Consider the following 24,107-nt stretch of genomic DNA (forward strand, 5'->3'; position numbering starts at 1 on the left):
GTTATTTGCGTAACGGCCATGACCCGCTAAGCGGGACCGCTTGTTGTCGGGGAGACTGCGTCGCGTGTTCAAACGCCATTTTTTCATTATCGCGGCGGCTTGTCTGGTGGGGCTGATGGTCCTGGCGGCGGTTCTGAAAATCGCCTTCGCTGACGACAGCAAGGGCGGCGGCGGCCCCGGCGGACGGGGCGGTCCTGGCGGCGGACGCGGTCAGGCGGTGGCTGAAGCCATCGCGACCCCGCGTGAGTTCGCGGATCAGATCCGGGTTCTGGGCGTGGCCCGCAGCAAGCGCTCGGTCAACATCACCTCCAACACCAGCGAACTGATCACCCGCGTCATGTTCACCGACGGCCAGCGGGTCGCGGCGGGCGCGCCCCTGGTCGAGCTGCAGGCGCGCGAGGAAGACGCCGACCTGATCCAGGCGCGGGCCCAACTGGCCCAGGCCCAGCGCGAATACGACCGCTTCAAGATTCTGGCCGAACGTGGCGTGGCTCCGCGCGTGACCGCCGAGACCGCCGAAACCGCCCTGCAGACCGCCCGTGCCGCCGTGGCAGCATCGGAAGCCCGTCGCGGCGACCGCGTTCTGCGCGCGCCTTTCGCCGGGGTTCTGGGGCTGACCACGGTGACGCCGGGGACGCTGATCTCGCCCGGATCGGTCATCACCACCCTGGACGACACCAGCGCCATTCGCGTCGATTTCCCCCTGCCGGAACGCTATCTGGGCGTGCTGCAGGTCGGGACGCCGCTGAGCGCCACGGCTGACGCCTATGCCGACGAGACGGTCTCGGGCCGCATCGCCCTGCTGGACACGCGCGTGAACGAGCAGACCCGCGCCGTCATCGCCCGCGCCGAGTTCGCCAACCCGGGCAATCGCATCCGTCCGGGGATGATGATGCGGGTCGCCGTGCACCAGGGCCGTCGCCAGAGCCTGTCGGTGCCCGAAGCCGCCGTCCAGTATGAGGGACAGGGCGCCTTCGTCTATCGCATCGCACCCGGCGAGAACGGCGCGACCGCCCAGCGCGTCGAGGTCCAGACCGGCGCCGTCGAGGGCGGCTACGTCGAGATCCTGTCGGGCCTGTCCAACAACGACCGCGTCGTCGCCTCGGGCCTGAACCGCATCCAGCCGGGCGCGCCTGTTCGCGTCGGCGGCAAGAAGGGCGGCGCGAACGCAGCTCCGGCGGCCCGCAAATGATGCTGTCTGATCTCTCGGTCCGGCGCCCCGTCTTTGCGGCGGTGGCGGCCATCGTCCTGTGCGTGATCGGTCTGGCGGCCTTCTTCTTCCTGCCCGTGCGCGAACTGCCAGACGTCGACCCGCCGGTCGTCTCGGTCAGCACCAGTTACGCGGGCGCCTCGGCCGAGGTGATCGAGAGCCGGATCACTGAGCCGATCGAGCAGCAGATCGCCGGCATCCAGGGCGTCGAGCGCATCAACTCGTCCAGCCGCGACGGCCGGTCGAACGTGAACATCGAGTTCTCGCTGGACCGCAATATCGACGACGCCGCCAACGACGTGCGCGACCGCGTCTCGCGCGTCCAGGGCCGTCTGCCGGATCAGGCCGACCCGCCGGAGGTGGCCAAGGCTGATTCCGACAGCCAGCCGATCATGATCCTGTTCCTGCGCTCCACGACCATGAACCGGCTGGAGCTGACGGACTACGCCGACCGCTATCTGGTCGACCGCTTCGCCACCGTGCCGGGCGTGGCCCAGGTGCAGATCTTCGGCGAGCAGCGCTACGCCATGCGCATATGGCTGGACGCCGCCGCCATGGCCGCGCGCGGCCTGACGGTCAGCGATGTCGAGACGGCGCTGACGAACCAGAACGTCGAACTGCCCGCCGGTTCGCTGGAGTCGACCCAGAAGGACTACACCGTCCGCGTCGCCCGCACCTATGCGCGGCCCGCCGACTTCGCCCAGCTGCCGATCGGCACACGCGGCTCGGCCTCGACGGCGACGGGCGCGCAAAGCTCGGGCACTCTGGCCGCCGCCACGACCGCCATGACCAACGGCGTGACCGGCCCCCTGCTGGGCAACGCCGCCTATGTCACGCGTCTGGGCGACATCGCCCGGATTGAGGAAGCCCCCGCCGAGGCGCGTCGCCTGTTCCGCGGCAACGGCATCGACCAGATCGGTCTGGCCGTCACCCGCCAGGCCCAGTCGAACGACCTGGCCATTTCCGAGGGCGCGCGCGCCCTGATGGAACAGGTGCGCCCGACCCTGCCGCCCGGCACGACGCTGGAAGTCGGGTCGGACAACTCGGTCTTCACCGCCCACGCCATCGACGAGGTCTGGATCACCATCGGCATTTCGATGGCGCTGGTGGCCCTGGTCAATTTCATCTTCCTGGGCAGCCTGCGGGCGGCGATCATCCCTTCGGTGGTGGCGCCCATCTGCCTGCTGGCGACCTTCATCGTCCTGGCTCCGCTGGGCTTCTCGCTGAACCTTCTGACCCTGCTGGCCCTGGTGCTGGCCATCGGCCTGGTGGTCGATGACGCCATCGTCGTGGTCGAGAACATCCAGCGGCGCCTGGACCACGGCGAGCCGCCCCTGATCGCCGCCGAGCGCGGCGCGCGCCAGGTCTTCTTCGCCGTCGTGGCGACGACCGTGGTGCTGCTGTCGGTGTTCGCGCCGCTGCTGTTCCTGCCCGGATACGTCGGTCGTCTGTTCGTGGAGCTGGCGGCGGCCATCGCCGCGGCCGTGGCCTTCTCGGCCTTCCTGGCGTTGAGCCTGTCGCCCATGCTGGCGTCCAAGATCCTGAAGCCGGCGCAGACCGGCGGCTGGGTGGCGCGTCGAGTCGATCGGGCCATGGAGGCGCTGAAGACCTCCTACGCCAACTCGCTGAACGCCCTGCTGGGCCGCCGCGTCGCCGTCGGCGGGGTGATCGGCCTGATCCTTCTGGTCGCGGCCGGGGCGGGAGGCATCTTCCTGACCCTGCCCAACGAACTGGTGCCGTCCGAGGACCGGGGCCGCGTCGGCATTCGTGTTCAGGGGCCGGAAGGCGCGGGCTATGACTACACCCGCAAGATCATGCTGGGGCTGGAGCCGATCCTGGCGGAGTACAAGGCCAACGGCGAGGTCGACTCCTATCTGGTCTCGGCGCCTGGCTGGGGCGGCAGCGGCTACAATTCCGGCAACGCCAGCCTGACGCTGAAGGACTGGTCCGAGCGCAAGCGTTCGGCCGACGAGATCGCGCAGGAGCTGAACGGCAAGCTGCGCGGCCAGACCGACGCCCAGGTCAACGCCTCGACCCCCGGCGCCTTCCAGCGCGGCGGCGGCAACTCCAACTCGGTCGAGATGATCGTCACCGGGGCCGAGTACAGCACGATCTACAACTGGCTACAGCCCATCCTGGCGGCGGCGCAGGAGAACCCCGGCTTCTCGCGTCCGCGTCTGAACTATGAGCCGAACGCGCCGCGCCTGCTGGTCGATGTCGATCCGCAGAAGGCGGCGGCCCTGGGCGTGTCCTCGCAGCAGATCGGCCGCACCCTGGAGACCATGTTCGGTTCCCGCCGCGCCACGACCTACATCAAGGGCGGCCAGGAATACGACGTCATCCTGCAGACCGAGCGCGACAACCGCCGCGAGGTCGCCGACCTTGAGGCCCTCTATGTCTCGACCGGCGCGGGCCAACTGGTGCCGCTGTCGGCGGTGGTCACGACCCAGACCTCGGGCGATACGCCTGACCGTCGCCGACTGGACCGCCAGCGGGCCATCTCGCTGCAGGCCGATCTCAACCCCGGCACGACCATCGACGACGCGATCAACTTCCTGAACGCCGAGGTCGCCAAGCAGCCGCAGGGCGCGACTACGATCCGCTGGGGCGGCGCGGCGCGCGATCAGCAGGAGGCGGGCAGCGCCGTGGGCTGGGCCTTCGCCCTGGCCCTGCTGCTGGTCTTCCTGGTGCTGGCGGCTCAGTTCGAGAGCTGGATCACGCCGGCGGTCATCATGCTGACCGTGCCTCTGGCGGCGGCGGGCGGGCTGTTCGGCCTGTTGATGGCGGGCTCCAGCCTGAACATCTACAGCCAGATCGGCCTGATCATCCTGATCGGGGTGGCGGCCAAGAACGGCATCCTGATCGTCGAGTTCGCCAACCAGCTGCGCGATCAGGGGCGAAGCATCCGCGAGGCGATCATCGAGTTGTCCAGCCTTCGCCTGCGTCCGATCATTATGACCTCGATCGCCACCGCCTTTGGCGCCCTGCCGCTGATGCTGTGGCAAGGCGCGGGGGCGGGCAGCCGCCAGACCATCGGCGTGGTCATTTTCACGGGGGCGATCTTCGCCACCATGCTGACCCTGTTCGTGGTGCCGGTCATCTATGGCGTGCTGGCGCGCTTCACCAAGTCGCCGGAATGGACCGCCCGCAAGATCGAGGAATGGGAGGCCCAGGAGGTCGCCGAGGGCAAGACCCCGGACATGACGCCGGGGTAGGCCGTTCTGGTAGAGCTATCAGGAAGCGGGGGCCGTCGCGGGAGCGGCGGCCTTCGCCGTTTCCGGCTTGTAGCCCGTCTCCACCTTGAGGAAGGCGATGACGTCCCGGCGGTCGTCGGCGTCAGGCAGGCCGGGATAGGTCATCTTGTTGCCGGGCAGGAAGGTGCGCGGGTTCTGCAGCCAGTGGTCCAGCTTGTCGGCGTCCCAGGTGAAGCCCGCCGCCCGCATGGCGTGCGAATAGCTGAACTTGGCGTCGGCGCCGGCCTCACGGCCAAAGACGCCGTAGAGGTTCGGTCCGGTCATGTTCGGCCCGCCCGGCGTGATCGTGTGGCACGAGCGGCAGCGAGCGAAGGCGCGACGGCCGTTCTCAAGGTCGCCGGCGTTGTAGGGGGCGGGCAGGGAGGCCAGCAGCGCGACCTTCTCCGCCTCGGTGAGCGCGGGCGGCCTCGGCGCCTTGGCCGTGGCCTCGGCGGCAGGCGCGGCGTTGTCGCCGCAGGCGGCCAGAGCCAGCGAGGCGGTCAGGACGGAAAGGGTCAGGACGGTGCGCATGGTGAACTCCATAGACCTATCCGCCGTGATAGCCGATGGGCGTTTGGTCGCAACGGCGTCGGTTATCGTTACTGGACGCGAACCGTTCGCAGCTGATAATCACTGTCAACATAAGTGAGCGGCGCTGGGCGCCGTCGTCAATGAGCGCCATGACCGACACCATCAAACTCAGCCAGGCCCGCCGCGGCGATCGCGGCGTCATTGTTCAGGTCGGCGCCCACTGCCACCATCAGGACCATGAGGTCGAACTGGAGCGCCGCCTGCTGGAGCTGGGCTTCGTCGAGGGCGCCCACGTCGAACTTCTGCACGAAGGCCTGTTCGGTCGCGACCCCATCGCCCTGAAAGTGGACGACATGCGCGTGGCCCTGCGTCGGCATGAGGCCGCCAGTCTGACGATCCGCCTGGACAGTCACCACCAGAATGGGGGAGCCGTCTGATGGACATGGCCGTTCGCACCGCCCGTATCGCCCTGGTCGGCAATCCCAACAGCGGCAAGACCGCCCTGTTCAACGCCCTGACCGGCGCCCATCAGAAGGTCGCCAACTACGCTGGCGTCACCGTCGAGCGGAAAGAGGGGCGGATCACCGCCGCTGACGGCCGCACCCTGTCGGTGCTGGATCTGCCGGGCACCTATTCCCTGCGGGCGCGCAGCCTGGACGAGGAAGTCACGCGCGACGCTGTTCTGGGCGCCTTGCCGGGCGAGACGCCGCCGGACGTCGTGGTCTGCGTCGCCGACGCCACCAACCTGCGTCTGGTGCTGCGCCTGGCGCTGGAGCTGAAACAGGTTGGGCGGCCGATGGTGCTGGCCCTCAACATGTTCGACATCGCCCAGCGTCAGGGCCTGCGCATCGACCTGGAGAAGCTGTCGGCCGAGATCGGCGCGCCTGTGGTCACGACCGTGGCGACGCGCAAGCGCGGCATCGCCGAACTGGTGGCCGCCGCTCAGACCCAGGCCGATCGGGCTGTCGGCGAGACCGGCAGCGAATGGCACGCTCCGTCCGCCGCCGAGATCCGCGCCGCTCACCGCGAGGCCGAGCGCATCATGAAGGTCTGCGTCCGTCCGCCCGAGCGGCCTGACACCCTGACGGGCAAGATCGACAGCGTCCTGCTGCACCCGGTCGCGGGCCTGGCGATCCTGCTGGGCATCCTGTTCGTCATGTTCCAGGCGGTGTTTACCTGGGCCACGCCCGCGATGGACGGCATTGAGGCCTTCTTCGCCCTGGTCGGCGGCTGGGTGGCGACGGTCTTGCCGGACGGTCTGCTGCAAAGCCTGGTTGTCGACGGCCTGATCGGCGGGGTCGGCAGCGTGCTGGTCTTCCTGCCGCAGATCCTGATCATCTTTCTGTTCATCATCGTGCTGGAAGACTTCGGCTACATGGCCCGCGCGGCCTTCCTGATGGACAAGATCATGGGCGGGGCCGGGCTGCACGGCCGGGCCTTCATTCCCCTGCTGTCCAGCTTCGCCTGCGCCATCCCCGGCATCATGGCGACGCGGGTGATCGAGGCGAAGCGCGACCGGCTGACCACCATCCTGATCGCGCCGCTGATGACCTGTTCGGCGCGGATTCCGGTCTATGTCCTGATCATCGCCGCCTTCATTCCGAACGAGACGGTGTGGGGCTTCGTCAGCCTGCAAGGTCTGGTGATGTTCGGCCTCTACGCCGCCGGGATCATCAGCGCGCTGCTGGTCTCGCTGGTGGTCCGCAAGGTCTTCTGGCGCGGGGCGGTCGAGCCCTTCATGATGGAGCTGCCCGCCTACAAGATGCCCGACATCAAGAGCGTGCTGTTCAATCTGTGGCTGCGCGCCAAGATCTTCATGCGCCGCGCGGGCAAGATCATTCTGCCGCTGATGATCATCGTCTGGGCGCTGGCGACCTTCCCCTATCCGCCGGAAGGCGCGACGGGGCCGGCCATCGACTATTCCTTCGCCGGCATGATCGGCAAGGCGCTGGAGCCTATCTTCGCCCCCATCGGCTTCAGCTGGCAGATGGTCGTGGCCCTGGTGCCCGGCATGGCCGCGCGCGAAGTCGCCGTGGCGGTCCTGGGCACGGTCTATGCCGTCGCAGGGGCCGAGGAGAACGTCGGCGCTCTGGCCTCGGTCCTGTCGGCCGACTGGTCGCTGGCCACGGGCCTGGCCTTCCTGGCCTGGTACGTCTTCGCGCCCCAGTGCCTGCCGACGCTCGGCGTGGTCCGCCGCGAGACGGGCTCGCTGAAGTGGACCCTGATCATGGTCGGCTATCTGTTCGGCCTGGCCTATCTGGCGGCCTTCATCGTCTATCACACGGCCGTGGCGCTGGGCGGGGGCTGAGGGTCTCTAGTGGCCTGACGCGCTTCGCGCTGCTTGAGGCGCTCTGCCTCCGCTCATCCCGGCGAAGGCCGGGATCCAGATTGTAGGACGTTCGGCCTGCTCCTGAAGGCGCTATCGCAGTTTTCATTTAGCCCAACGCGCTTGCATCTGGACCCCGGCCTTCGCCGGGATGAGCGATGTGAGTTGGGCGAGAGGGGAACTACCTTCCGGTAGTTAGCTTCACCACGATATGCGCCGTCGTATCGATGATGGCCTCAGCCGTGTCAGCCCGGCGCATCAGGGCGAATCCGGCGGCGACGGATTCCACCAGATTGGCGGTTTCATAGGAAGTCAGGCGCGGACTCAGCCCCTCGGGGTGATGGCCGTTGGCCTTGGCCTGGGCGATGCGGCGCTCCAGCGCCAGGTGCAGTCGGCGCATCCGCTTGATGCGGCTCTCGGCGAAGTCCGGCTCGCCCTTGTCGGCCAGCATGTGCTCGACCCGCAGCACCGGCCCGTGGTCGTTCCACAGGGCCAGAACCTCCAGCACATAGGCGCGAACGGCCTCGAAGGCGCGGTCGCCGGTCCAGTCGGCGTGGATATGCTTGGCCAGGCGCTGGAAGTCCTCGCCCGCCTCTTCGCAGAGGACCAGCAGCCCTTCCTCGACTGACTTGAAATAGGTGTAGAAGGTCGGGGCGGAGACGCCCGCCGCCAGCGCCACGTCGGCGGCGCGGATTTCACCCAAGTGCTTATGGTTCAGCAGGCCGCGCAGGGCGTCGAGGATGGCTCGTCGGGTGCGCGCGCCGCGCGTCCCGATCTTGTGGCCCAGCTTGTTGGTCGTCTCGGACATGGGGAGGAGGCGGCCGGATACAGGTGTCGTTAGCGGCAGCCTATAGCGTGCGCGGGATGGCGAAGGCCAGCGGCCTGAATGTCCCGGTTCCCGCCGCGCGACTACCGGGGGGCTCCGCCTCCCAGAGGCAGTTCCTCATGAGCGATCCCGGCGGTGACTTCTTCGATATATTGCTTGGCGACGCTTTGTTGCGAAGAGGCCTGTTGAGCCGGCACGCAGATTTCACGCCTGATGACCGATCCTGTCCGAGGCCTGTTCTGGCAGACAGGGCGCGGGCGGCTGGGCTGTCTGGAGGTCGCGCGCGCCGTCGCGACAGGGGGCGTCGGCGGGGTTCAGGCTTCGGGCGCCCCTGCGGTCGGAGCTGTCTGAAGCACGGCGATGGCGGCCAGGGTGACGAACATGCTTTCCTCCTCCAAGAGAAGGAAGTTTGGCGAACGGCGGTCAGCAATGCAAATTGATGGTGCCGGTTGCAGGAATCGAACCCGCGACATCCAGTTTACAAAACTGGCGCTCTACCAACTGAGCTAAACCGGCGTTGCGCGCCTTATGCTGGCCCGGCGCGACGGAGGCAAGCGGGGAAAAGCCGCATTAGTCCAGTTCGGCGGCGATGCGGGCGGCCAGGGCCTTTAGATGCTCGGCGTCGGCCATGGGGGCGTGGCCATGGCCCTTCATGGCGCGGTCGGCCCAGCGCGGGACGATATGGAAATGCAGGTGGAAGACGGTCTGGCCCCCGGCTTCGCCGTTGAACTGCATCAGGCTGAGGCCATCAGGCGTCAGCGCCTTTTCAACGGCGCGGGCGGTGCGCTGGACGGCGGCGGTCAGTGTCGCCAGCACGGCGGGTTCGACCTCCAGCAGGGTCCGCGCCCGCGAGGTCTTGGACACCACCAGCACGTGCCCCTCGGACTGGGGGAAGACGTCCATGAAGGCCAGGACGTCGTCGTCTTCCCACACCTTCACGCTGGGGATCTCGCCGCGCAGGATCTTGGCGAAGATGTTGTCGGGGTCGTAGGCGCCGTGAAGGCTCATGGGGAGGCTCCGTCAGAGGTGTCGGAGCGAGGCTAGCAGGGCAGGGCCGATTTCGCACGGGAGCGGAACGCGATCTGACGCACTATATGGTCAAGGTTCATCGGAGATTTGCGTTCCATGCTGCGTTTCATCGTTCAGGCTGTCGTCACGGCCCTGGGTCTGTGGCTGTCGGCCAAGGTCGTGCCGGGGGTGGACTTCACCTCGACCGGGTCGCTGGTCGCGGCGGCGGTCATTCTCGGACTGGTCAACGCTATCGTGCGGCCGATCATGATCATCCTGACCCTGCCGCTGACGATCGTGACCTTCGGTCTGTTCCTGCTGGTGGTGAATGCAGCGATGATCGGACTGACGGCCTGGTTCCTGGGCGGATTCGTCGTCAACGGCTTCTGGGCCGGGATCGGCGTGGCCATCGTCACGGGCCTGGTCAGCTGGATCGCCGCCTCGCTGTTCGGCGAGGGCGAACGTGCGCGATAAATAATCCGGGCAATATTGACCCGGCTATTTCGCCCGGATAAATTTTCTCGACCTTTTCGGGGAGAGACGATGACGACCGCAACCTGCACCGCTTTCGCCGGGGACCGCCTGATCGCCTCGGGCGCGCCGTCCCAGGTTGTGGCCGTCGTGAAGGCGGCACATGACGCGGGCGAGGCGGTTCTGGTTTTCGACGACGCCGACGCGCGTCCGGTCGAGTTTGACCTGCGCGGCGATCTGGCTGCTGTGCTGGCGCGGCTTCCGTCCGAGATCATCGAGAAGCGCGGGCCGGGCCGTCCCAAGCTGGGCGTGACGGCGCGCGAAGTGACCTTGCTGCCGCGGCACTGGGACTGGCTGGCGGCTCAGCCGGGCGGGGCGTCGGTGGCGCTGCGCAAGCTGGTCGAGAACGCCCTGCGCGAGGCCGATGGTCCGGACCGGGTGCGTCGCAGCCGCGAGGCCGCCTATCGCTTCATGACCGCCGTGGCGGGCGATCAGCCCGGCTATGAAGAGGCGACGCGGATGCTGTTCGCGGGCGATTGGGTCGCCTTCGACGCTGCGATCGACCCGTGGCCCGCCAATGTGCGCGACTACGCCCGGCGTCTGGCCGAGGGCAGCTGGCGCAACGGTCTAGGTCGCTGAGGCGGCCTAGCTCGGACGGATGACCATGCAGGTGACGCGGCGCTCGCCCAGGGTTTCGCAGGCGGCCTCCGCGGCGGCCTGGGTCATGCCGGTGAAGCGCGAGCGATACCAGCCGTCGGCGTTCTGAACGTCGCGCTGGGCCTCGGTGAACTGGGTGCGGAAGCGGCGGCTGACATCGTTCAGCCAGTCGCGGGCGACAGCCTCGTCGCGGAAGGCGCCGACCTGCACGGTCCAGCGGCCGGCAGACGGGCGGGCGGCTTCACGGGTCGGGGCGCGCGTCGGTGCGGCGGCCGAGGATGACGTGCGGCGCGTGGTCGCCGTCGTTCCGCCATTGAGCGAGGCGGTCAGGTTCTCCGGCGTGCGGGGGGCTTCGGCGCGCTGAACCGGCGCCGTGGCGCGGGGCGTGGCGGCGCGGGGCGTCGCGGCCGCCGCACGTGCCGACGGCGGAGGCGTCACTTCGGTCGGCAGCGTGCGCGGGGGCGGGCCGGCGACATAGGCCGCGGCGGTCGAGCCGACGCCTTCGCCGTCCTCTTCCGAGGCCGAGGCGTATTCGACCGGCGGGTTCGGATCGACGCTGACGCCGAAGCCGCGCTGTTCAAAGAAATTCTGGGCGATCTGGATACGCTCGCCCTGACCGCGTCGATTTTGAACTTCGAAGCCGGTGTCCATCAGTTCCGCGACGTGGTCGTTGCGGCTCTTGGTCGAGCGGCCGCCCATGACGATGGTGATGATCCGCTTGCCGTCGCGCACCGAGGATGCGGCGAGATTATAGCCCGAGGCGTTGGTGAACCCGGTCTTGATGCCGTCATAGCCGCGTCCGCTGGCCAGCAGGCCGTTGGTGTTGCGGTAGTCGCGGCCGTTGTAGAACCAGTCGTGCAGGCCGAGGTAGCGGTAGTATTGCGGGAAGTCGCGCATCACTGCGCGGCTGAGGATCGACAGATCGCGGGCGGTCGTCGCCTGGCGCGTGTCGGGCAGGCCGTTGGCGGTGGTGAACCGGGTGTGGTCCATGCCTAGTTCGCGGGCCTTGGCCGTCATGCGGGCGGTGAATTGGGCTTCGGAGCCGCCGATGTGCTCGGCCAGGACCACGGCCATGTCGTTGGCGCTGCGGACAGCCGTGGCCTTCATGGCGTCTTCCAGGCTGATCGACTGACCGGCGGCCAGGCCCAGCTTCGACGGCGGCTGCGAGGCGGCGCGCGGCGAGACGGTCAGGTTGTCGGTCAGCTTGACCTTGCCCGACTCCAGCGCCTCGAACGTCAGGTACAGGGTCATGACCTTGGTGATCGAGGCGGGATAGCGCCGCGCGTCGGCGAAGCGCGAGAACAGCACCTCGCCCGAGGCGGCGTCGACCACGATGGAGGCGTAACGCGAATTATCCGAGGACTGCGCCACCGGCGGCGGCGCGCCGAGGGCGGGCGTGAGGACCACGCCGCCCAGAACCAGGGCGGCCAGGAAGCGACGGCGGAATGCAGCGTTCATGGTCAATCTACTAGCCTCGTCACTGTGGCGCGAAGACGACCCTGATCACCGCGCGTTACAAATGCTAACATCGGACCGGTGGGTTTCGAGACGGTTAACAAGCCGTCAACGGAGTTGTGATCGGCGCGGGCGGTTCAGGTGATCGCCGTTCATATGTTGCGTCGCACAATTTTCACTTGAAGTCATTTCGCACTTGCACCATATGACCCCTGTCGCGATGAACGCCGTTCGCCGCGAGACCTTTTTTCGCTTCAGGAGAGTCCCAATGGCTGACGCCGCCGAGACTGTTAAGAAGACCGTCGAACAGACCACCGCCAAGGCCAAGGCCCAGGCTGAATCCATCCAGGCCGCCGGCGCCAAGGCGTTCCGCGAAGGCGTGGACAAGTCCGTCGCCTCGCTGACCGAGCTGAACGCCCACGGCAAGAAGAACCTCGAAGCCGTCGTCGAGTTGGCCGCCGCCGCCCAGAAGGGCGCCGAGGCCCTGTCGCAAGAGACGCTCGCCTTCTCGAAGAAGAGCTGGGAAGACGGTGTCGCCGCCGCCCAGTCGCTGAGCCAGGCCCGTTCGGTGCAGGAACTGGTCGAACTGCAGACCTCGTGGGCCAAGTCGGCCGCTGAGGCCTATCTGGCCCAGTTCGGCAAGGCGACCGAGATCTTCACCGCCTCGGTGAAGGACAGCTTCAAGCCGATCAACGAGCGCGTCACCGCGACCGTCGAGAGCTTCCAGGCCGCCCGCTAAGCCTGACGTCTTTCAGTAAGCCTACAATCAGGCCCCGGCGGAAACGCCGGGGCCTTTTTGCTGTCCTAGCCATTGAGAAGCCGCCAGCAGCGCAGGGTCGAGGCCTAGCCGAGCGCTTTGCTCAGTTCTAACGGCCTCCACGTCGGGGGCTAGACCTTGTCCCTCGAGGCGAACTCCTGATGGGCTGACATAGTCGGCAAATGGGACTGTCAGCTTGCCGCCGTCAGGTAGCGAGAAGGTCTGAGACGCCAGGACGGCTCCTGCGGTTTTGGCGCCGAAAAGTCGAGCGCGTGAGCCATGCTGAAGTGCTGCAGCGGTCATTTCGCCGCCGCTGGCCGTTCGAGGCCCGACGAGGACAGCTAGATGTCCCCCAAATGTCGTGGGGGAAGGCAGCGACTTGCCTCGGTTGTCGCCCTGTCGGGTCTTGAACACGCCGATTTCGCTGCCTGAGGGCAAGAATACCGACAGGAACCGCGCGACCTCTGAGATTAGGCCCCCGGTGTTGTCACGCAGATCGACAACGAGACCGGCCGCACCCACCTGGCGGATGGTGGCGATGGCCCAGGCGATGGATGGCCGGTCGAAAGCGTTGAAGCGAAGGTAGGCGGTTCCTTTGTCGAGCATCCGCCATTCAGTCGTCGGAGGCGGTGGCTTCGGAAGCCATCGGATCGTGATGCTTCGGTTCGAAGGCGTCTCCGTCAGTTTGATCTCACGGTTCCGCTTGTCCAGGAACCGAAAGCCGGTGAGCCTGACGTTCTGGCCGGGTCTAAGGCCCGCATCATAGGATTGTCCTGGAGATGTAACGTCCTCGACCACGAAGGCCGTGCCCGTCCAGGTGAGCTTCGCGCCCATTCCGGCTTCGTCGGCCCTGGAAATCAGGGAGAACGGACCCGGTTTCTGTCGCGGCATTCTGAAACCCCGATCTGACGACAGCATCAGGACTCCCGGCGGACGGATTTCGACATGCGAGGTTTCGAACAGGTCAAGGACCGGGACCAGGACGTTCAGATAGAGCGCAGCTTGATCGTCCGATTTCTCTGCTCGTGGCCGCCAGTCACGCCGGATGGCCGTCCAATCCAGACCGTTCATGGTCGGATCGAAATACCAATCGTCCACGGTTTTCCACACGGCGTCGAAAACGGCGAGATTATCTCGGCGGGACGTGGAAACGCAGCCGAATGACGCCAAGCTGCCAGCCGCCAGAGCCATGACGGATCGACGCGTTTCCCACCCCATGGAACCGAGTTACTCGAGCTAAAGCGTCGCTTCAAGCGCCGCTCACGCAACGCGTGACTGGACGCCTCTACAAATCAGGCCATCATTGCCTATCTGATCCATCGACTCCCCCCGAAGACGGACAACGAATGCCTACCAGACGGCCAGGTGAACAAGGCGGAGGCGCAGGCACCGCCGTCGTCACCGAGACAAAGCCGAAGCTTCAGCGGCCCTCGCTCTATCGAGTGCTGATTCTGAATGACGACTACACGCCGATGGAGTTCGTCATCTATGTGCTGGAACGGTTCTTCCAGAAGAGCCGGGAAGACGCGACCCGCATCATGCTGCATGTGCACCAGCATGGCGTCGGAGTGTGCGGCGTCTTCACCTACGAAGTGGCCGAAACCAAGGTCGCCCAGGTGGTCGAGACGGCGCGCCGTCACCAGCACCCTCTGCAATGCACGATGGAAAAAGACTGAGAGGATCTCCCATGCCCTCCTTTTCTCGTCCTCTCGAAGAGACCCTGCACCGCGCGGTCCATTATGCGAACGAGCGCCGGCACGAATACGCCACGCTTGAACATCTGCTGCTGGCCCTGATCGACGACACGGATGCGTCGGCGGTCATGACGGCCTGCAACGTCGATCTGGCGGCGCTGAAGACGGCGCTGACCCTCTATGTCGACAACGACCTGGCCGCCCTGGCCACGGCAGACGGCGACGACGCCAAGCCCACGGCGGGCTTCCAGCGCGTGATCCAGCGCGCGGTCATCCATGTCCAGTCCTCGGGTCGTGAAGAGGTGACGGGCGCCAATGTCCTGGTCGCCATCTTCTCGGAGCGCGAAAGCCACGCCGCCTACTTCCTGCAAGAGCAGGACATGACGCGCTATGACGCGGTCAACTTCATCGCCCACGGCATCGCCAAGAAGCCGGGCGCGACCGAGACCCGTCCAGCCAAAGGCTCGCCCGAGGAGGCCGAGGACGCCGCCGCCGTCAAGTCGGGCGGAGAGGCTCTGGAGGCCTACTGCGTCGACCTGAACGACAAGGCGCGTCACGGCAAGATCGACCCGCTGATCGGCCGTCAGGCCGAGGTCGAACGCTCGATCCAGATCCTGTGCCGCCGGACCAAGAACAATCCGCTGCTGGTCGGCGACCCCGGCGTCGGCAAGACCGCGATCGCGGAAGGCCTGGCCCGCAAGATCGTCAACGGCGAGGTGCCGGAGGTCCTGAAGGACGCCACCATCTACTCGCTCGACATGGGGGCGCTGCTGGCCGGCACCCGCTATCGCGGCGACTTCGAGGAGCGTCTGAAACAGGTCGTCAAGGAACTGGAGACGCACGAGAACGCGGTCCTGTTCATCGACGAGATCCACACGGTGATCGGCGCCGGCGCGACCTCGGGCGGGGCGATGGACGCCTCCAACCTGCTGAAGCCGGCCCTGGCGTCGGGCAGCCTGCGCTGCATGGGCTCGACCACCTACAAGGAATACCGCCAGCACTTCGAGAAGGACCGCGCCCTGGTGCGTCGCTTCCAGAAGATCGACGTCAACGAGCCGACGATCGAGGACACGGTGAAGATCCTCAAGGGTCTGAAGACGACCTACGAGAACCACCACAAGCTGCGCTACACGGACTCGGCCATTCGCACGGCCGTCGACCTGTCGGCCCGCTACATCACCGACCGCAAGCTGCCGGACAAGGCCATCGACGTGATCGACGAAGCGGGGGCGTCGCAGATGCTGCTGCCGGAATCCAAGCGCAAGAAGGTCATCGGTCAGCGAGAGGTCGAGGCCGTCATCGCCAAGATGGCCCGCATCCCGCCGAAGTCTGTGTCCAAGTCGGACACGGAATCCCTGCGCGAGCTGGAGGCCGATCTGAAGCGGACGGTCTATGGCCAGGAGCAGGCCATCGATCAGGTCTCCTCGGCGATGAAGCTGGCGCGGGCGGGTCTGCGCGATCCGAACAAGCCCATCGGCGCCTTCCTGTTCAGCGGCCCGACCGGCGTCGGCAAGACCGAGGTGGCCAAGCAACTCGCCGCCACCCTGGGCATCGAGATGCAGCGGTTCGACATGTCGGAATACATGGAGCGCCACACGGTCAGCCGCCTGATCGGCGCCCCTCCGGGCTATGTCGGCCATGACCAGGGCGGTCTGCTGACCGACGCCGTCGACCAGCACCCGCACTCGGTGGTGCTGCTGGACGAGATCGAGAAGGCTCACCCCGACGTCTACAACATCCTGTTGCAGGTGATGGACAACGGGACCCTGACCGACGCCGTCGGCAAGAAGGTCGATTTCAGGAACGTCATCCTGATCATGACCACCAACGCCGGGGCCGCCGACAACGCTCGCGCCTCCATCGGCTTTGGCCGCGGCAAGGTCGAGGGCGAGGACGACAAGGCCATCCAGCGCCTGTTCGCGCCGGAGTTCCGCAACCGCCTGGATGCCATCGTGGCCTTCAAGCCTCTTGGCGCCGAGACGATCCGCTCGGTGGTGACCAAGTTCATCCTTCAGCTGGAAGCCCAGCTGGCGGACCGCAACATCACCATCGAACTGACGGATGAAGCCACCGACTGGCTGGCCAAGAACGGCTTCGATGAACTGTACGGCGCACGGCCCCTGGCCCGCGTCATCCAGGAGCACATCAAGAAGCCGCTGGCCGACGACATCCTGTTCGGCCGCCTGACCCGCGGCGGCCACGTCAAGGTCGAGCTGAAGGACGGCAAGATCGCCTTCGACATCACCCCGACCAAGGGCGCGGCGGTGAAGGAGGACGAAGAAGAAACGGCCTGATTTCGGTCAGGGCGAGGTCAGAGGCCCGGGCGGAAACGCCCGGGCCTTTTTTTCTTTTCACGCACAACAATCCGCTCATCCCCGCGGAGGCGGGGATGAGCGGGAGAGGGTAGCTGGCGCCGGCGTGAAACGGCATGGTCGCGCTAACGGAGGACAGGTCATGAGCGCAGTGCTGACGGAGCGGCAGAAGAAGTGGTTCGCCACGGTCCAGGCCAATCTGGAGAAGAACACCGGCAAGCCGCTGGCCGCCTGGGTCGAGATCATGAAGACCTGTCCCGAGACCGCGCCGCGCGCTCAGGCGGCCTGGCTGAAGGCCGAGCATGGCGTCGGCGTGAACTATGCGGCGCAGATCCTCGACGCCTGCCGCCCCGCCGACGGCCCCGGCTGGGACGAGCCGGAAGCCCTGCGCGCGGCGCTGTGGAAGGACCGGGCCTCGCTGGGGATCCTCGAGGCGGTCGAGCGTGCCGCGGACGGCATCGAGGGCGTCATCTCGGGGCAGCGCAAGGGCTACACCGCCTTCTCGCGCAGCGTGCAGTTCGCGGCCATGCGTCCGCTGAAGGGCGGTCGGGCCTTGCTGGGATTGAAGCTGGCCTCGGAGGCCTCGCCGCGCCTGTCGCCGTCGGCGCGGCGCGAAAGTTGGTCCGAGCGACTGACCGCGACCATCGAACTGGATGTCGCCGATCAGGTGGACGCGGAGATCGGCCGCCTGTTCGCACAGGCGGCCGAGAATGGCTGATGATCTTTCCTCCCTGTTCGCAAAGCGAATGGGGAGGTGGATCGGACGCGTCGCGGACGAGACGGAGGGGGCGACGCGACGGGTGAACTCTGCGCCGCCCCCTCCACCGCTACGCGGTCCCCCTCCCCACGAGTGGGGAGGAAAGGAGTATCAGCGTTTACGGCCCAGGCTGCCGAGCAGGATGGCCGCGCCGGCCAGGATGCCGGTGGTCAGCAGGGGTTTGCGGCGGGCGAAATCCAGGCCCTTGCGCGCGGGTTCGCGCAGGTCGGCCGGGGCCTTCTCGACCATGCCGTCCAGGCCGTCGATGACCCGGCCATAGGCGTCCAGCGCCTTGCCCTTCACCTGGTTCAGCCTGCCTTCGACCTGCAGCTTGCTGTCGCCGGTCAGGCGGCCGAATCCGCTCTGGGCTTTGCCCTTCAGTTCCGTCGCGACGCCTTCGATACGTTGATCGGTCATGGTGATCCCTGAATGTGAGGAGGAGACTCCTCTCCCAAGCGTCTCGCCCTGCCGTGGGTTCCTGACTTCGCGGCGGTCGCGACGAAAAGTCAGGCGGTGCGGTATGGCGACAACGCCTCGGTCATTTCCTGCATCTCGGCCTCGACCGCCGGGCGTTCGTTGTCGAGGTAGCGGGCGACGGGATCGCGCAGCGCCGGGTCGGCGATCCAGTGGGCGGAATAGACGGGGGAGGGCAGGTAGCCGCGCGCAACCTTGTGCTCGCCCTGGGCGCCGGCCTCGACGCGGGACAGGCCGCGCGAAATGGCGAAATCGATGGCCTGATAATAGCAGAGCTCGAAATGGAGGAAGGGGACCTCCTCCAGCGCGCCCCACTGACGGCCATAGAGGGCGTCGCGGCCGATGAAGTTCAGGGCCCCGGCGATGGGCGTTCCGTCCCGGAAGGCCATGACCAGGGCGATGCGGTCGGCCATGCTGGCGCCGACGCGGGCGAAGAAGTCGCGCGTCAGATAGGGCCGGCCCCATTTGCGGTCGCCGGTGTCCATGTAGAAGTCGAAGAAGGCGTCCCAGTGAGCCTCGGTGATGTCAGCGCCGGTCAGGACGCGGATGTCGAGGCCGGCTTGCGCCTCGCGCCGCTCGCGCCGGATGGTCTTGCGGCGATTGGACGACAGGGCGGCCAGGAAGTCGTCGAAGCTCCGGTAGCCGTCGTTGCGCCAGATGAACTGGATGTCGCGGCGCGGCAGCAGGCCCGCCTGGGTCATGGCGCGCCATTCCGGCTCGGTCGGGAAGTTGACGTGCAGGGAGGAGACGCCGAGGCGCTCGACCAGGGTCAGGGCGCCTTGCAGCAGGGCCGATCTGATCGCGTGGCTTCGCGCGTCGCCTTCCTTGTCATCCCGGCCGGAGCGAAGTGCAGAGCCAGGACCGCCGGAAGTGCTGCCGTCTGCGTCTTGGGCGGCCCCGGATAAGCCCTGCGGGCTTTCCGGGGTGACGGAGGGGGCTGGGCGAACCAGAAAGCGCGGCCCCGTCGCGGGCGTAAAAGGCACGGCGCCCAGAAGCTTGGGATAATAGCGGCCGCCGGCGCGCTGATAGGCGTCGGCCCAGCTGTGGTCGAAGACGTATTCGCCCTGGCTGTTCCCCTTCAGATAGAGGGGCATGACGCCGATCACGGCGCCGTCGTCATCGTGCAGGGAAAGGTGGCGCGCCGCCCAGCCCTGGGACGGGACGGCGCTGCCGGACGCCTCGCAGGCGTGCAGGAAGTCGTAGGAGACGAAGGGATCGCCGCTTGGGGCCGCGCAGGCGTCCCACGCGTCCCGGCCTATGTCGGCGATCCCGTCGTTGACCTGGAGCGTGAAGCTCACTTCACCTCGATGATGGCGTCGATCTCGACGGCGAAGCCGAGCGGCAGCTTGTAGACGCCGACGGCCGAGCGGGCGTGCTTGCCTGCGTCGCCGAAGACTTCGACCATCAGGTCCGAGCAGCCGTTGATGACGGCGGGGATGGCGATGAAGTCCGGTCCGGCCTGGACGAAGCCGCCCAGCTTGACGATGCGGACGACGCGATCCAGGTCGCCGTCGACGGCGGCGTTGATCTGGGCCAGCAGGTTGATGCCGCACAGGCGGGCGGCCTCGGCGGCCTGCTCCGGGGTCACGTCCACGCCGACGGTGCCCTTGATGCCGCCGTTGGCGTCGTTCGACAACTGGCCCGAGATCAGGACCTGGTTGCCGGTGCGGACGTAGGAGACGTAGCTGGCGACGGGCTTGGCCGGTTCCGGCAGGGTGATGCCGAGTTCGGCGATGCGGGCGTGGATGCTCATGTCGGAGACTCCGTTGAGGGGTTCGAGCGGGGTGTAGCGCGCCAGACGGGCGGCGTCATCCGGGCTTCTTCATCCCGGTTTTCAGGGCGCGGCCCGCGACCACGGCGCCGGCCCCGAACTTCTCGCGCAGGGCATCGATGGCGGTCTCGGTCTTCAGGGCGCGGGTCTCGGCGGTGGCGAACAGGCCGGCGGGCGCGGCCCCGGCCTCGGCGATCTCGGCCAGGCCGATGCCGATCAGGCGATAGGGCTCGCCCAGTTCCGGCCTCAGCAGGTCGCGCCCGGCTGAAAACAGCACCCGCGCCGTCTGCACCGGCTCGGCCAGGGTGACGCGGCGGGTGACGATCCTGAAGTCGGCCTTGCGCAGCTTCAGCACCACCACCCGGCTGGCCACGCCGTCGCGCCGGGCCTTGGACGCCAGCTTCTCGCACAGGGGCCAGAGTTCGGCCTCCAGGTCCTCGGCGGTGGTCAGGTCGTCGTTGAAGGTGGTCTCGGCGCTCATGCCGCGCCGGTCGTGGTCGGGGCGAACCGGACGCGCGTCGCGGGCGTGGCTGAGGTCGTAGAGACGCAAGCCCGTCTCGCCATAGCGCCGGACCAGATCCTTGACGTCGGCGGCGGCCAGATCGCCGACAGTGGCGAAACCGTCCGAGCGCAGGGTGCGCCCGAACACCGGCCCGACGCCGGGCAGGATGTTGACCGGGCGCGCGGCCAGCAGCCCCTTGGCCTCGGCGGCGCCGATGACGGAGAAACCGCGCGGCTTGTCCATCTCCGAGGCGATCTTGGCCAGGAAGCGGTTGGGGGCCAGGCCGATGGAGACGGTCAGGCCGGTCTCGTCCTCGATCCATTTCTGCAGCCGGATCAGTTGAAAGGCGGGCGGGCCGCCGTTCAGGCGCTCGGTGCCCGACAGGTCGATCCAGGCCTCGTCCAGCGACAGGGTCTGGACCAGGGGCGTCAGCTTCTCGATCGCGCCGAAGATGCGCTGGCTCTCGGCGACGTATTTGGTGAAGTTCGGTGCGATGACGACCGCGTCGGGACAGGCCTTCAGCGCCTTGTACATGGGCATGGCCGAGCCGACGCCGTGCAGGCGGGCGACGTAGCAGGCGGTCGAGACCACGCCGCGCTTGCCGCCGCCGATGATGACCGGCTTGTCGCGCAGTTCCGGCCGGTCGCGCTTTTCCACCGAGGCGTAGAAGGCGTCGCAGTCCAGGTGAGCGATGGTCAGGTCGCCCAGTTCGTCATGGGCGATGACCCGACGCGAGGCGCAACTCGGACACCGCTCGACCTTGCGGTCGTCGGTCCACAGGCAGTCGCGGCAGACGGCCTTCAGGGCCAAGGGGAACTCCGTTTGCGCTCAAGTAGCGAAGCGATAGGGCGCCGACCGCGCTCAAGCAGCGCGAAGCGCGATAGCGCAATGAAAAATGGCAGCTTCACGTCAACTTAAGACTGCGGGCGGCACAGTGCATCCGAAGAAGGCGAAAAGCCCAGCGCAGGTGCGCAATTCTGAGGCGAAACAGCCGGGTGGCGGATGTCCAAGAAAGTCCTCATCGTCGAGGATAACGAGCTGAACATGAAGCTATTTCATGATCTGCTCGATTCTCAGGGGTATGAAACCCTGCAGACCCGCGAAGGGTTGCAGGCGCTCGCCCTCGCGCGCCAGCACCGACCCGATCTGATCCTGATGGATATCCAGTTGCCGGAGATTTCAGGCCTGGAAGTCACCAAATGGCTCAAGGACGACGAAGAGCTGAACCATATCCCCGTCATCGCCGTTACCGCTTTCGCCATGAAGGGCGATGAAGAGCGGATCCGGCAGGGCGGCTGCGAGGCCTATATTTCCAAGCCCATCTCGGTGATCTCCTTCCTCGAGACCGTGCGCAAGCATTTAGGGTAGGCGATATGAGCGCGCGCATCCTGGTGGTGGACGACGTAGAGGCCAATGTCCGCCTGCTCGAGGCCAAGCTGACGCTTGAGTATTTCGAGGCCCTGACCTGCAATGACGGTCTGACGGCCATCGGGCTCGCAGTGTCGGAGCAGCCGGATCTGATCCTGCTGGACGTCATGATGCCGGGCATGGACGGGTTCGAGACCTGTCGCCGCCTGAAGGACGAGCCGAAGACGCGACATATTCCCGTGGTGCTGGTGACGGCGCTCGATGGGCGGCATGACCGGATCCGGGGGCTTGAGGCCGGCGCCGACGACTTCCTGACCAAGCCCCTGGACGACGTGATCCTGATGGCGCGGGTCAAGAGCTTGACCCGGTTGAAGATGGTCATGGACGAGCTGCGCGAACGCGAGGAGAGCGGCCGGCGGGTCGGCGTCGACACGGCGGGCGTGGCGCGGCTGAAAGGCTCCGGCGGGCGGGTTCTGGTCGTCGACGACAACGAGCTTCAGGCCGCCAAGGTGGCGCAGGAACTGGCGGTCGAGCACCGCCCACTGATCGAATTCGCGCCTGAGGCGGCGCTGGAGGCGGCGCGCGGTGCGGTCGACCTGATGATCGTCAACGTCACCTCCGAGGGCTTCGACGGGCTGCGTCTGATCGCCCAGGCGCGGTCCAAGGAGCCGACGCGGCGGCTGCCGATTCTGGCTCTGGTCGATTCGCAGGATCGCCCGCGGCTGCTGAAGGCCCTGGAACTGGGCGCCAACGACATCCTGACGCGGCCGGTGGACCCTGAGGAATTGTCGGCGCGGGTGCGCACCCAGGTGCGGCGCAAGCGCTACGGCGACTTTCTGCGGGAAAAGCTGGACTACAGCCTGGAGATGGCCGTCACCGACGCCCTGACCGGGCTTCACAACCGTCGCTATATGTCGAGCCAGCTTCAGGCCCTGGTGGCGCGCGCCAACAACGGCGGCGAGCCGGCGGCTGTGCTGGTGCTGGACATCGACCATTTCAAGGCGGTCAACGACGGCTTTGGCCACGACGCCGGCGACGAGGTGCTGCGCGAGTTCTCGGTGCGGCTGGCGACCAATGTGCGGGCGGTGGATCTGCCCTGCCGATTCGGCGGCGAGGAGTTCGTCGTGGTCATGCCCGGCACGACTCTGGAGGACGCCAAGCGAATCGCCGAGCGAATCCGCCGCGACGTGGGGGCGGCGCCGTTCCGCGTCATGGGCGGCCGCGAGCATCTGAACATCACCGTATCGGTCGGCGTGGCGGCGACGATGGGTGAGGACGACACGCCCGAAGCCGTGCTGAAACGGGCGGACGAGGGTGTCTATGAGGCCAAGGCTTCAGGCCGGAACAAGGTCGTGGCCCGCGCGGCCTGAGCCGCCTTTCCAGTTGAAGGCCCAACGAAAAACGCCCGGCTGAAAAGCCGGGCGTTTCGAATTCTGCAGTCAAGCGAGCCAGAGGCTCGGGGCGGTTAAGCCCTTACTTGATCTTGCCTTCCTTGAACTCGACGTGCTTGCGGACGACCGGGTCGTACTTCTTGACGACCATCTTTTCGGTCATCGTACGGGCGTTCTTCTTGGTCACGTAGAAGAAGCCGGTGTCGGCGGTGGAGTTCAGGCGGATCTTGATGGAAGCCGGTTTGGCCATCGGAATTACCTTTGCGACGGCGAAAGCCGCATGAAACGAGAGGCGCGGAACATACTCAGGCGCGGATCAAAGTCAACGCCCGCGATGTCACGTTGAGGATTGGCTTCTAGCGGTTAGGCTGTCGGAATGAAAGCCATGACCTTGATCGCCCTCGCGGCCGCCGCCCTGACCCTGTCGTCCTCGCCTGCCGCAGCGCACGTGGAGATGCCCCAGGACGCCTTCTTCAAGAATTTGAGCGCCCTGTGCGGCCAGAGGTTCGAAGGCAAGGTGGTCACGACCGACGCCGCCGATTCCGATTTCGCCAGTCAGAGACTCTTGATGCACGTGCGCGACTGCTCGGCGGAAGAGATTCGCATTCCCTTCTGGGTCGGCGCCGACCGCTCGCGCACCTGGGTGGTGACGCGCACGGCCACGGGGCTGCGGCTGAAGCACGACCATCGCCACGACGACGGCACGACCGACGTCCTGCATTGGTACGGCGGCGACACGGCGGGGACGGGCACGGCCGAGCGGCAGGAATTCCCCGTCGATCAGGAATCCATCGACCTGTTCAACGCCAACAACGCCACGGTTTCGACCACCAACACCTGGGCCATGGAAGTCCATCCGGGCCAGACGTTCGCCTATGAGCTGCGTCGCTCCAGCCGCCACTTCCGCGTCGAGTTCGACCTGACGAAGCCGGTCGCCCAGTAGGGAGTCAGACGGCCTTCCAAGGCTCCAGCGGACGGACGGTGGCGCAGGCCGGGCCGCCGTCTTTCGCTCGACCGGGCAGGCAGACCTCCAGCGTGCGCCCCTGACGCGCGATTTCGAGCAGGTCGGCGGGGATGTCGTGGACGTCGATCTTGGCGCGGCGGCTCCATGTGGGGCCGGGAAAGCCCGCATGGGTTCCGATGCCGATATAGACGAAACGCCGCTCTGGCCCCTCGCGCCGCACGAAGGGGCCGGTCAGGCGGCTGTCGTCGTTGAGCGTGATCGGCGCGTCCAGCGACAGCGGGGCCTCCGTCGCGGTTACGGCGTCGACCGCCTCGCCGTCCTTGCCCTGCAGGCTGTAGCAGACGCCCGGCACGGGGTCGTTGATCGTCAGGCGCAGGGTGATCGTCTGTTTGGCCATGGC

At 67.0% G+C, this 24,107-nt stretch carries 25 protein-coding genes and 1 tRNA gene; 14 read left to right on the forward strand and 12 right to left on the reverse strand.

Annotated features, from left to right (window positions below):
- Window positions 1–64: 64 nt before the first annotated feature.
- Entirely contained in the window at window positions 65–1,192 is a 1,128-nt protein-coding gene (locus AC3IS2_RS04665) for an efflux RND transporter periplasmic adaptor subunit (protein WP_489199487.1), read from the forward strand.
- The gene (locus tag AC3IS2_RS04670; protein WP_489200098.1) at window positions 1,192–4,425 is read left to right on the forward strand and encodes an efflux RND transporter permease subunit; all 3,234 of its coding nucleotides are present in this window, start codon (window positions 1,192–1,194) and stop codon (window positions 4,423–4,425) included. The genes AC3IS2_RS04665 and AC3IS2_RS04670 overlap by 1 nt, the downstream gene beginning before the upstream one ends.
- An 18-nt stretch (window positions 4,426–4,443) precedes the next feature.
- On the opposite strand, the gene AC3IS2_RS04675 is transcribed toward AC3IS2_RS04670, so the two are convergent.
- On the reverse strand, window positions 4,444–4,986 hold the full coding sequence (locus AC3IS2_RS04675) for a c-type cytochrome (protein ID WP_489199488.1): 543 nt from the start codon (window positions 4,984–4,986) through the stop codon (window positions 4,444–4,446).
- 137 nt (window positions 4,987–5,123) lie between these two features.
- Here AC3IS2_RS04675 and AC3IS2_RS04680 point away from each other — a divergent pair, with 137 nt between their 5' ends.
- Both AC3IS2_RS04680 and feoB read left to right on the forward strand, forming a co-directional pair.
- Window positions 5,124–5,411, forward strand: a complete 288-nt coding sequence (locus AC3IS2_RS04680) for a FeoA family protein (RefSeq protein WP_489199489.1) — start codon at window positions 5,124–5,126, stop codon at window positions 5,409–5,411.
- Window positions 5,411–7,282 carry a ferrous iron transporter B gene (gene feoB, locus AC3IS2_RS04685; RefSeq protein ID WP_489199490.1) on the forward strand — a complete coding sequence of 624 codons (1,872 nt, stop codon included), beginning with the start codon at window positions 5,411–5,413 and terminating at the stop codon, window positions 7,280–7,282. Before AC3IS2_RS04680 ends, feoB begins: the two co-directional genes overlap by 1 nt.
- 199 nt (window positions 7,283–7,481) lie before the next feature.
- Here feoB and AC3IS2_RS04690 read toward each other — a convergent pair whose 3' ends face one another.
- Window positions 7,482–8,108: a TetR/AcrR family transcriptional regulator gene (locus AC3IS2_RS04690; protein ID WP_489199491.1), complete on the reverse strand. Its 627-nt coding sequence runs from the start codon at window positions 8,106–8,108 to the stop codon at window positions 7,482–7,484.
- A gap of 231 nt (window positions 8,109–8,339) precedes the next feature.
- Between AC3IS2_RS04690 and AC3IS2_RS04695 the strand changes: the two genes are divergently transcribed.
- Window positions 8,340–8,477: a hypothetical protein gene (locus AC3IS2_RS04695; protein ID WP_489199492.1), complete on the forward strand. Its 138-nt coding sequence runs from the start codon at window positions 8,340–8,342 to the stop codon at window positions 8,475–8,477.
- Window positions 8,478–8,566: 89 nt separating this feature from the next.
- Here the strand turns inward: AC3IS2_RS04695 and AC3IS2_RS04700 are convergent.
- Together AC3IS2_RS04700 and AC3IS2_RS04705 are read right to left on the reverse strand one after the other, a co-directional pair.
- Window positions 8,567–8,642 (reverse strand) — tRNA-Thr (locus tag AC3IS2_RS04700).
- Between the two features lie 54 nt (window positions 8,643–8,696).
- Window positions 8,697–9,134, reverse strand: a complete 438-nt coding sequence (locus AC3IS2_RS04705; protein ID WP_489199493.1) for an HIT family protein — start codon at window positions 9,132–9,134, stop codon at window positions 8,697–8,699.
- A 117-nt stretch (window positions 9,135–9,251) separates the two neighbouring features.
- Here AC3IS2_RS04705 and AC3IS2_RS04710 point away from each other — a divergent pair, with 117 nt between their 5' ends.
- Complete coding sequence (locus AC3IS2_RS04710; RefSeq protein ID WP_489199494.1) at window positions 9,252–9,608, forward strand: phage holin family protein; 357 nt, start codon at window positions 9,252–9,254, stop codon at window positions 9,606–9,608.
- Window positions 9,609–9,677: 69 nt separating this feature from the next.
- Window positions 9,678–10,244 carry a DUF2239 family protein gene (locus AC3IS2_RS04715; protein WP_489199495.1) on the forward strand — a complete coding sequence of 189 codons (567 nt, stop codon included), beginning with the start codon at window positions 9,678–9,680 and terminating at the stop codon, window positions 10,242–10,244.
- 6 nt (window positions 10,245–10,250) lie between these two features.
- On the opposite strand, the gene AC3IS2_RS04720 is transcribed toward AC3IS2_RS04715, so the two are convergent.
- On the reverse strand, window positions 10,251–11,720 hold the full coding sequence (locus AC3IS2_RS04720) for a serine hydrolase (RefSeq protein ID WP_489199496.1): 1,470 nt from the start codon (window positions 11,718–11,720) through the stop codon (window positions 10,251–10,253).
- A gap of 265 nt (window positions 11,721–11,985) precedes the next feature.
- Between AC3IS2_RS04720 and AC3IS2_RS04725 the strand changes: the two genes are divergently transcribed.
- Entirely contained in the window at window positions 11,986–12,456 is a 471-nt protein-coding gene (locus AC3IS2_RS04725) for a phasin family protein (protein WP_489199497.1), read from the forward strand.
- Window positions 12,457–12,483: 27 nt separating this feature from the next.
- Here the strand turns inward: AC3IS2_RS04725 and AC3IS2_RS04730 are convergent, their stop codons facing one another.
- Window positions 12,484–13,665 (reverse strand): S41 family peptidase, encoded by a 1,182-nt coding sequence (locus AC3IS2_RS04730; RefSeq protein WP_489199498.1) that lies wholly within the window; start codon window positions 13,663–13,665, stop codon window positions 12,484–12,486.
- Window positions 13,666–13,820: 155 nt separating this feature from the next.
- On the opposite strand from AC3IS2_RS04730, the gene clpS reads away from it, so the two are divergent.
- From clpS to AC3IS2_RS04745, 3 genes are all read left to right on the forward strand, one after another.
- Window positions 13,821–14,150: an ATP-dependent Clp protease adapter ClpS gene (gene clpS, locus AC3IS2_RS04735; protein WP_489199499.1), complete on the forward strand. Its 330-nt coding sequence runs from the start codon at window positions 13,821–13,823 to the stop codon at window positions 14,148–14,150.
- Between the two features lie 11 nt (window positions 14,151–14,161).
- Window positions 14,162–16,462, forward strand: a complete 2,301-nt coding sequence (gene clpA, locus AC3IS2_RS04740) for an ATP-dependent Clp protease ATP-binding subunit ClpA (RefSeq protein WP_489199500.1) — start codon at window positions 14,162–14,164, stop codon at window positions 16,460–16,462.
- Between the two features lie 160 nt (window positions 16,463–16,622).
- On the forward strand, window positions 16,623–17,198 hold the full coding sequence (locus tag AC3IS2_RS04745; protein ID WP_489199501.1) for a DUF4287 domain-containing protein: 576 nt from the start codon (window positions 16,623–16,625) through the stop codon (window positions 17,196–17,198).
- A 150-nt stretch (window positions 17,199–17,348) separates the two neighbouring features.
- On the opposite strand, the gene AC3IS2_RS04750 is transcribed toward AC3IS2_RS04745, so the two are convergent.
- The 4 genes from AC3IS2_RS04750 to AC3IS2_RS04765 form a co-directional block, all read right to left on the reverse strand.
- Window positions 17,349–17,654, reverse strand: a complete 306-nt coding sequence (locus tag AC3IS2_RS04750) for a CsbD family protein (protein ID WP_489199502.1) — start codon at window positions 17,652–17,654, stop codon at window positions 17,349–17,351.
- An 89-nt stretch (window positions 17,655–17,743) separates the two neighbouring features.
- Window positions 17,744–19,009: a GNAT family N-acetyltransferase gene (locus AC3IS2_RS04755; RefSeq protein WP_489199503.1), complete on the reverse strand. Its 1,266-nt coding sequence runs from the start codon at window positions 19,007–19,009 to the stop codon at window positions 17,744–17,746.
- Window positions 19,006–19,464 carry a RidA family protein gene (locus tag AC3IS2_RS04760; protein WP_105564768.1) on the reverse strand — a complete coding sequence of 153 codons (459 nt, stop codon included), beginning with the start codon at window positions 19,462–19,464 and terminating at the stop codon, window positions 19,006–19,008. The genes AC3IS2_RS04755 and AC3IS2_RS04760 overlap by 4 nt, the downstream gene beginning before the upstream one ends.
- 55 nt (window positions 19,465–19,519) lie before the next feature.
- Window positions 19,520–20,794 (reverse strand): DNA polymerase IV, encoded by a 1,275-nt coding sequence (locus AC3IS2_RS04765; protein WP_489199504.1) that lies wholly within the window; start codon window positions 20,792–20,794, stop codon window positions 19,520–19,522.
- A gap of 192 nt (window positions 20,795–20,986) precedes the next feature.
- On the opposite strand from AC3IS2_RS04765, the gene AC3IS2_RS04770 reads away from it, so the two are divergent.
- Window positions 20,987–21,352 carry a response regulator gene (locus AC3IS2_RS04770; protein WP_489199505.1) on the forward strand — a complete coding sequence of 122 codons (366 nt, stop codon included), beginning with the start codon at window positions 20,987–20,989 and terminating at the stop codon, window positions 21,350–21,352.
- 5 nt (window positions 21,353–21,357) lie between these two features.
- Window positions 21,358–22,722 (forward strand): PleD family two-component system response regulator, encoded by a 1,365-nt coding sequence (locus AC3IS2_RS04775; RefSeq protein ID WP_489199506.1) that lies wholly within the window; start codon window positions 21,358–21,360, stop codon window positions 22,720–22,722.
- 103 nt (window positions 22,723–22,825) lie between these two features.
- On the opposite strand, the gene rpmG is transcribed toward AC3IS2_RS04775, so the two are convergent.
- Window positions 22,826–22,993 carry a 50S ribosomal protein L33 gene (gene rpmG / locus AC3IS2_RS04780; protein WP_003164451.1) on the reverse strand — a complete coding sequence of 56 codons (168 nt, stop codon included), beginning with the start codon at window positions 22,991–22,993 and terminating at the stop codon, window positions 22,826–22,828.
- Between the two features lie 126 nt (window positions 22,994–23,119).
- On the opposite strand from rpmG, the gene AC3IS2_RS04785 reads away from it, so the two are divergent.
- Window positions 23,120–23,686 (forward strand): hypothetical protein, encoded by a 567-nt coding sequence (locus tag AC3IS2_RS04785; protein ID WP_489199507.1) that lies wholly within the window; start codon window positions 23,120–23,122, stop codon window positions 23,684–23,686.
- A gap of 4 nt (window positions 23,687–23,690) precedes the next feature.
- Here AC3IS2_RS04785 and AC3IS2_RS04790 read toward each other — a convergent pair whose 3' ends face one another.
- Window positions 23,691–24,104: a DUF5990 family protein gene (locus tag AC3IS2_RS04790; protein ID WP_489199508.1), complete on the reverse strand. Its 414-nt coding sequence runs from the start codon at window positions 24,102–24,104 to the stop codon at window positions 23,691–23,693.
- Window positions 24,105–24,107: the final 3 nt, after the last annotated feature.

This window comes from Brevundimonas sp. KH_025 (assembly GCF_057839885.1).

What these genes read in the sequence shown, in the direction of transcription:
- AC3IS2_RS04670 (WP_489200098.1), top strand. Translation starts at nt 1,192, where the DNA reads ATGCTGTCTGATCTCTCGGTCCGGCGCCCCGTCTTTGCGGCGGTGGCG.
- AC3IS2_RS04675 (WP_489199488.1), bottom strand. Translation starts at nt 4,986, where the DNA reads ATGGAGTTCACCATGCGCACCGTCCTGACCCTTTCCGTCCTGACCGCC.
- AC3IS2_RS04680 (WP_489199489.1), top strand. Translation starts at nt 5,124, where the DNA reads ATGACCGACACCATCAAACTCAGCCAGGCCCGCCGCGGCGATCGCGGC.
- feoB (WP_489199490.1), top strand. Translation starts at nt 5,411, where the DNA reads ATGGACATGGCCGTTCGCACCGCCCGTATCGCCCTGGTCGGCAATCCC.
- AC3IS2_RS04690 (WP_489199491.1), bottom strand. Translation starts at nt 8,108, where the DNA reads ATGTCCGAGACGACCAACAAGCTGGGCCACAAGATCGGGACGCGCGGC.
- AC3IS2_RS04695 (WP_489199492.1), top strand. Translation starts at nt 8,340, where the DNA reads ATGACCGATCCTGTCCGAGGCCTGTTCTGGCAGACAGGGCGCGGGCGG.
- AC3IS2_RS04705 (WP_489199493.1), bottom strand. Translation starts at nt 9,134, where the DNA reads ATGAGCCTTCACGGCGCCTACGACCCCGACAACATCTTCGCCAAGATC.
- AC3IS2_RS04710 (WP_489199494.1), top strand. Translation starts at nt 9,252, where the DNA reads ATGCTGCGTTTCATCGTTCAGGCTGTCGTCACGGCCCTGGGTCTGTGG.
- AC3IS2_RS04715 (WP_489199495.1), top strand. Translation starts at nt 9,678, where the DNA reads ATGACGACCGCAACCTGCACCGCTTTCGCCGGGGACCGCCTGATCGCC.
- AC3IS2_RS04720 (WP_489199496.1), bottom strand. Translation starts at nt 11,720, where the DNA reads ATGAACGCTGCATTCCGCCGTCGCTTCCTGGCCGCCCTGGTTCTGGGC.
- AC3IS2_RS04725 (WP_489199497.1), top strand. Translation starts at nt 11,986, where the DNA reads ATGGCTGACGCCGCCGAGACTGTTAAGAAGACCGTCGAACAGACCACC.
- AC3IS2_RS04730 (WP_489199498.1), bottom strand. Translation starts at nt 13,665, where the DNA reads ATGGCTCTGGCGGCTGGCAGCTTGGCGTCATTCGGCTGCGTTTCCACG.
- clpS (WP_489199499.1), top strand. Translation starts at nt 13,821, where the DNA reads ATGCCTACCAGACGGCCAGGTGAACAAGGCGGAGGCGCAGGCACCGCC.
- clpA (WP_489199500.1), top strand. Translation starts at nt 14,162, where the DNA reads ATGCCCTCCTTTTCTCGTCCTCTCGAAGAGACCCTGCACCGCGCGGTC.
- AC3IS2_RS04745 (WP_489199501.1), top strand. Translation starts at nt 16,623, where the DNA reads ATGAGCGCAGTGCTGACGGAGCGGCAGAAGAAGTGGTTCGCCACGGTC.
- AC3IS2_RS04750 (WP_489199502.1), bottom strand. Translation starts at nt 17,654, where the DNA reads ATGACCGATCAACGTATCGAAGGCGTCGCGACGGAACTGAAGGGCAAA.
- AC3IS2_RS04760 (WP_105564768.1), bottom strand. Translation starts at nt 19,464, where the DNA reads ATGAGCATCCACGCCCGCATCGCCGAACTCGGCATCACCCTGCCGGAA.
- AC3IS2_RS04770 (WP_489199505.1), top strand. Translation starts at nt 20,987, where the DNA reads ATGTCCAAGAAAGTCCTCATCGTCGAGGATAACGAGCTGAACATGAAG.
- AC3IS2_RS04775 (WP_489199506.1), top strand. Translation starts at nt 21,358, where the DNA reads ATGAGCGCGCGCATCCTGGTGGTGGACGACGTAGAGGCCAATGTCCGC.
- rpmG (WP_003164451.1), bottom strand. Translation starts at nt 22,993, where the DNA reads ATGGCCAAACCGGCTTCCATCAAGATCCGCCTGAACTCCACCGCCGAC.
- AC3IS2_RS04785 (WP_489199507.1), top strand. Translation starts at nt 23,120, where the DNA reads ATGAAAGCCATGACCTTGATCGCCCTCGCGGCCGCCGCCCTGACCCTG.
- AC3IS2_RS04790 (WP_489199508.1), bottom strand. Translation starts at nt 24,104, where the DNA reads ATGGCCAAACAGACGATCACCCTGCGCCTGACGATCAACGACCCCGTG.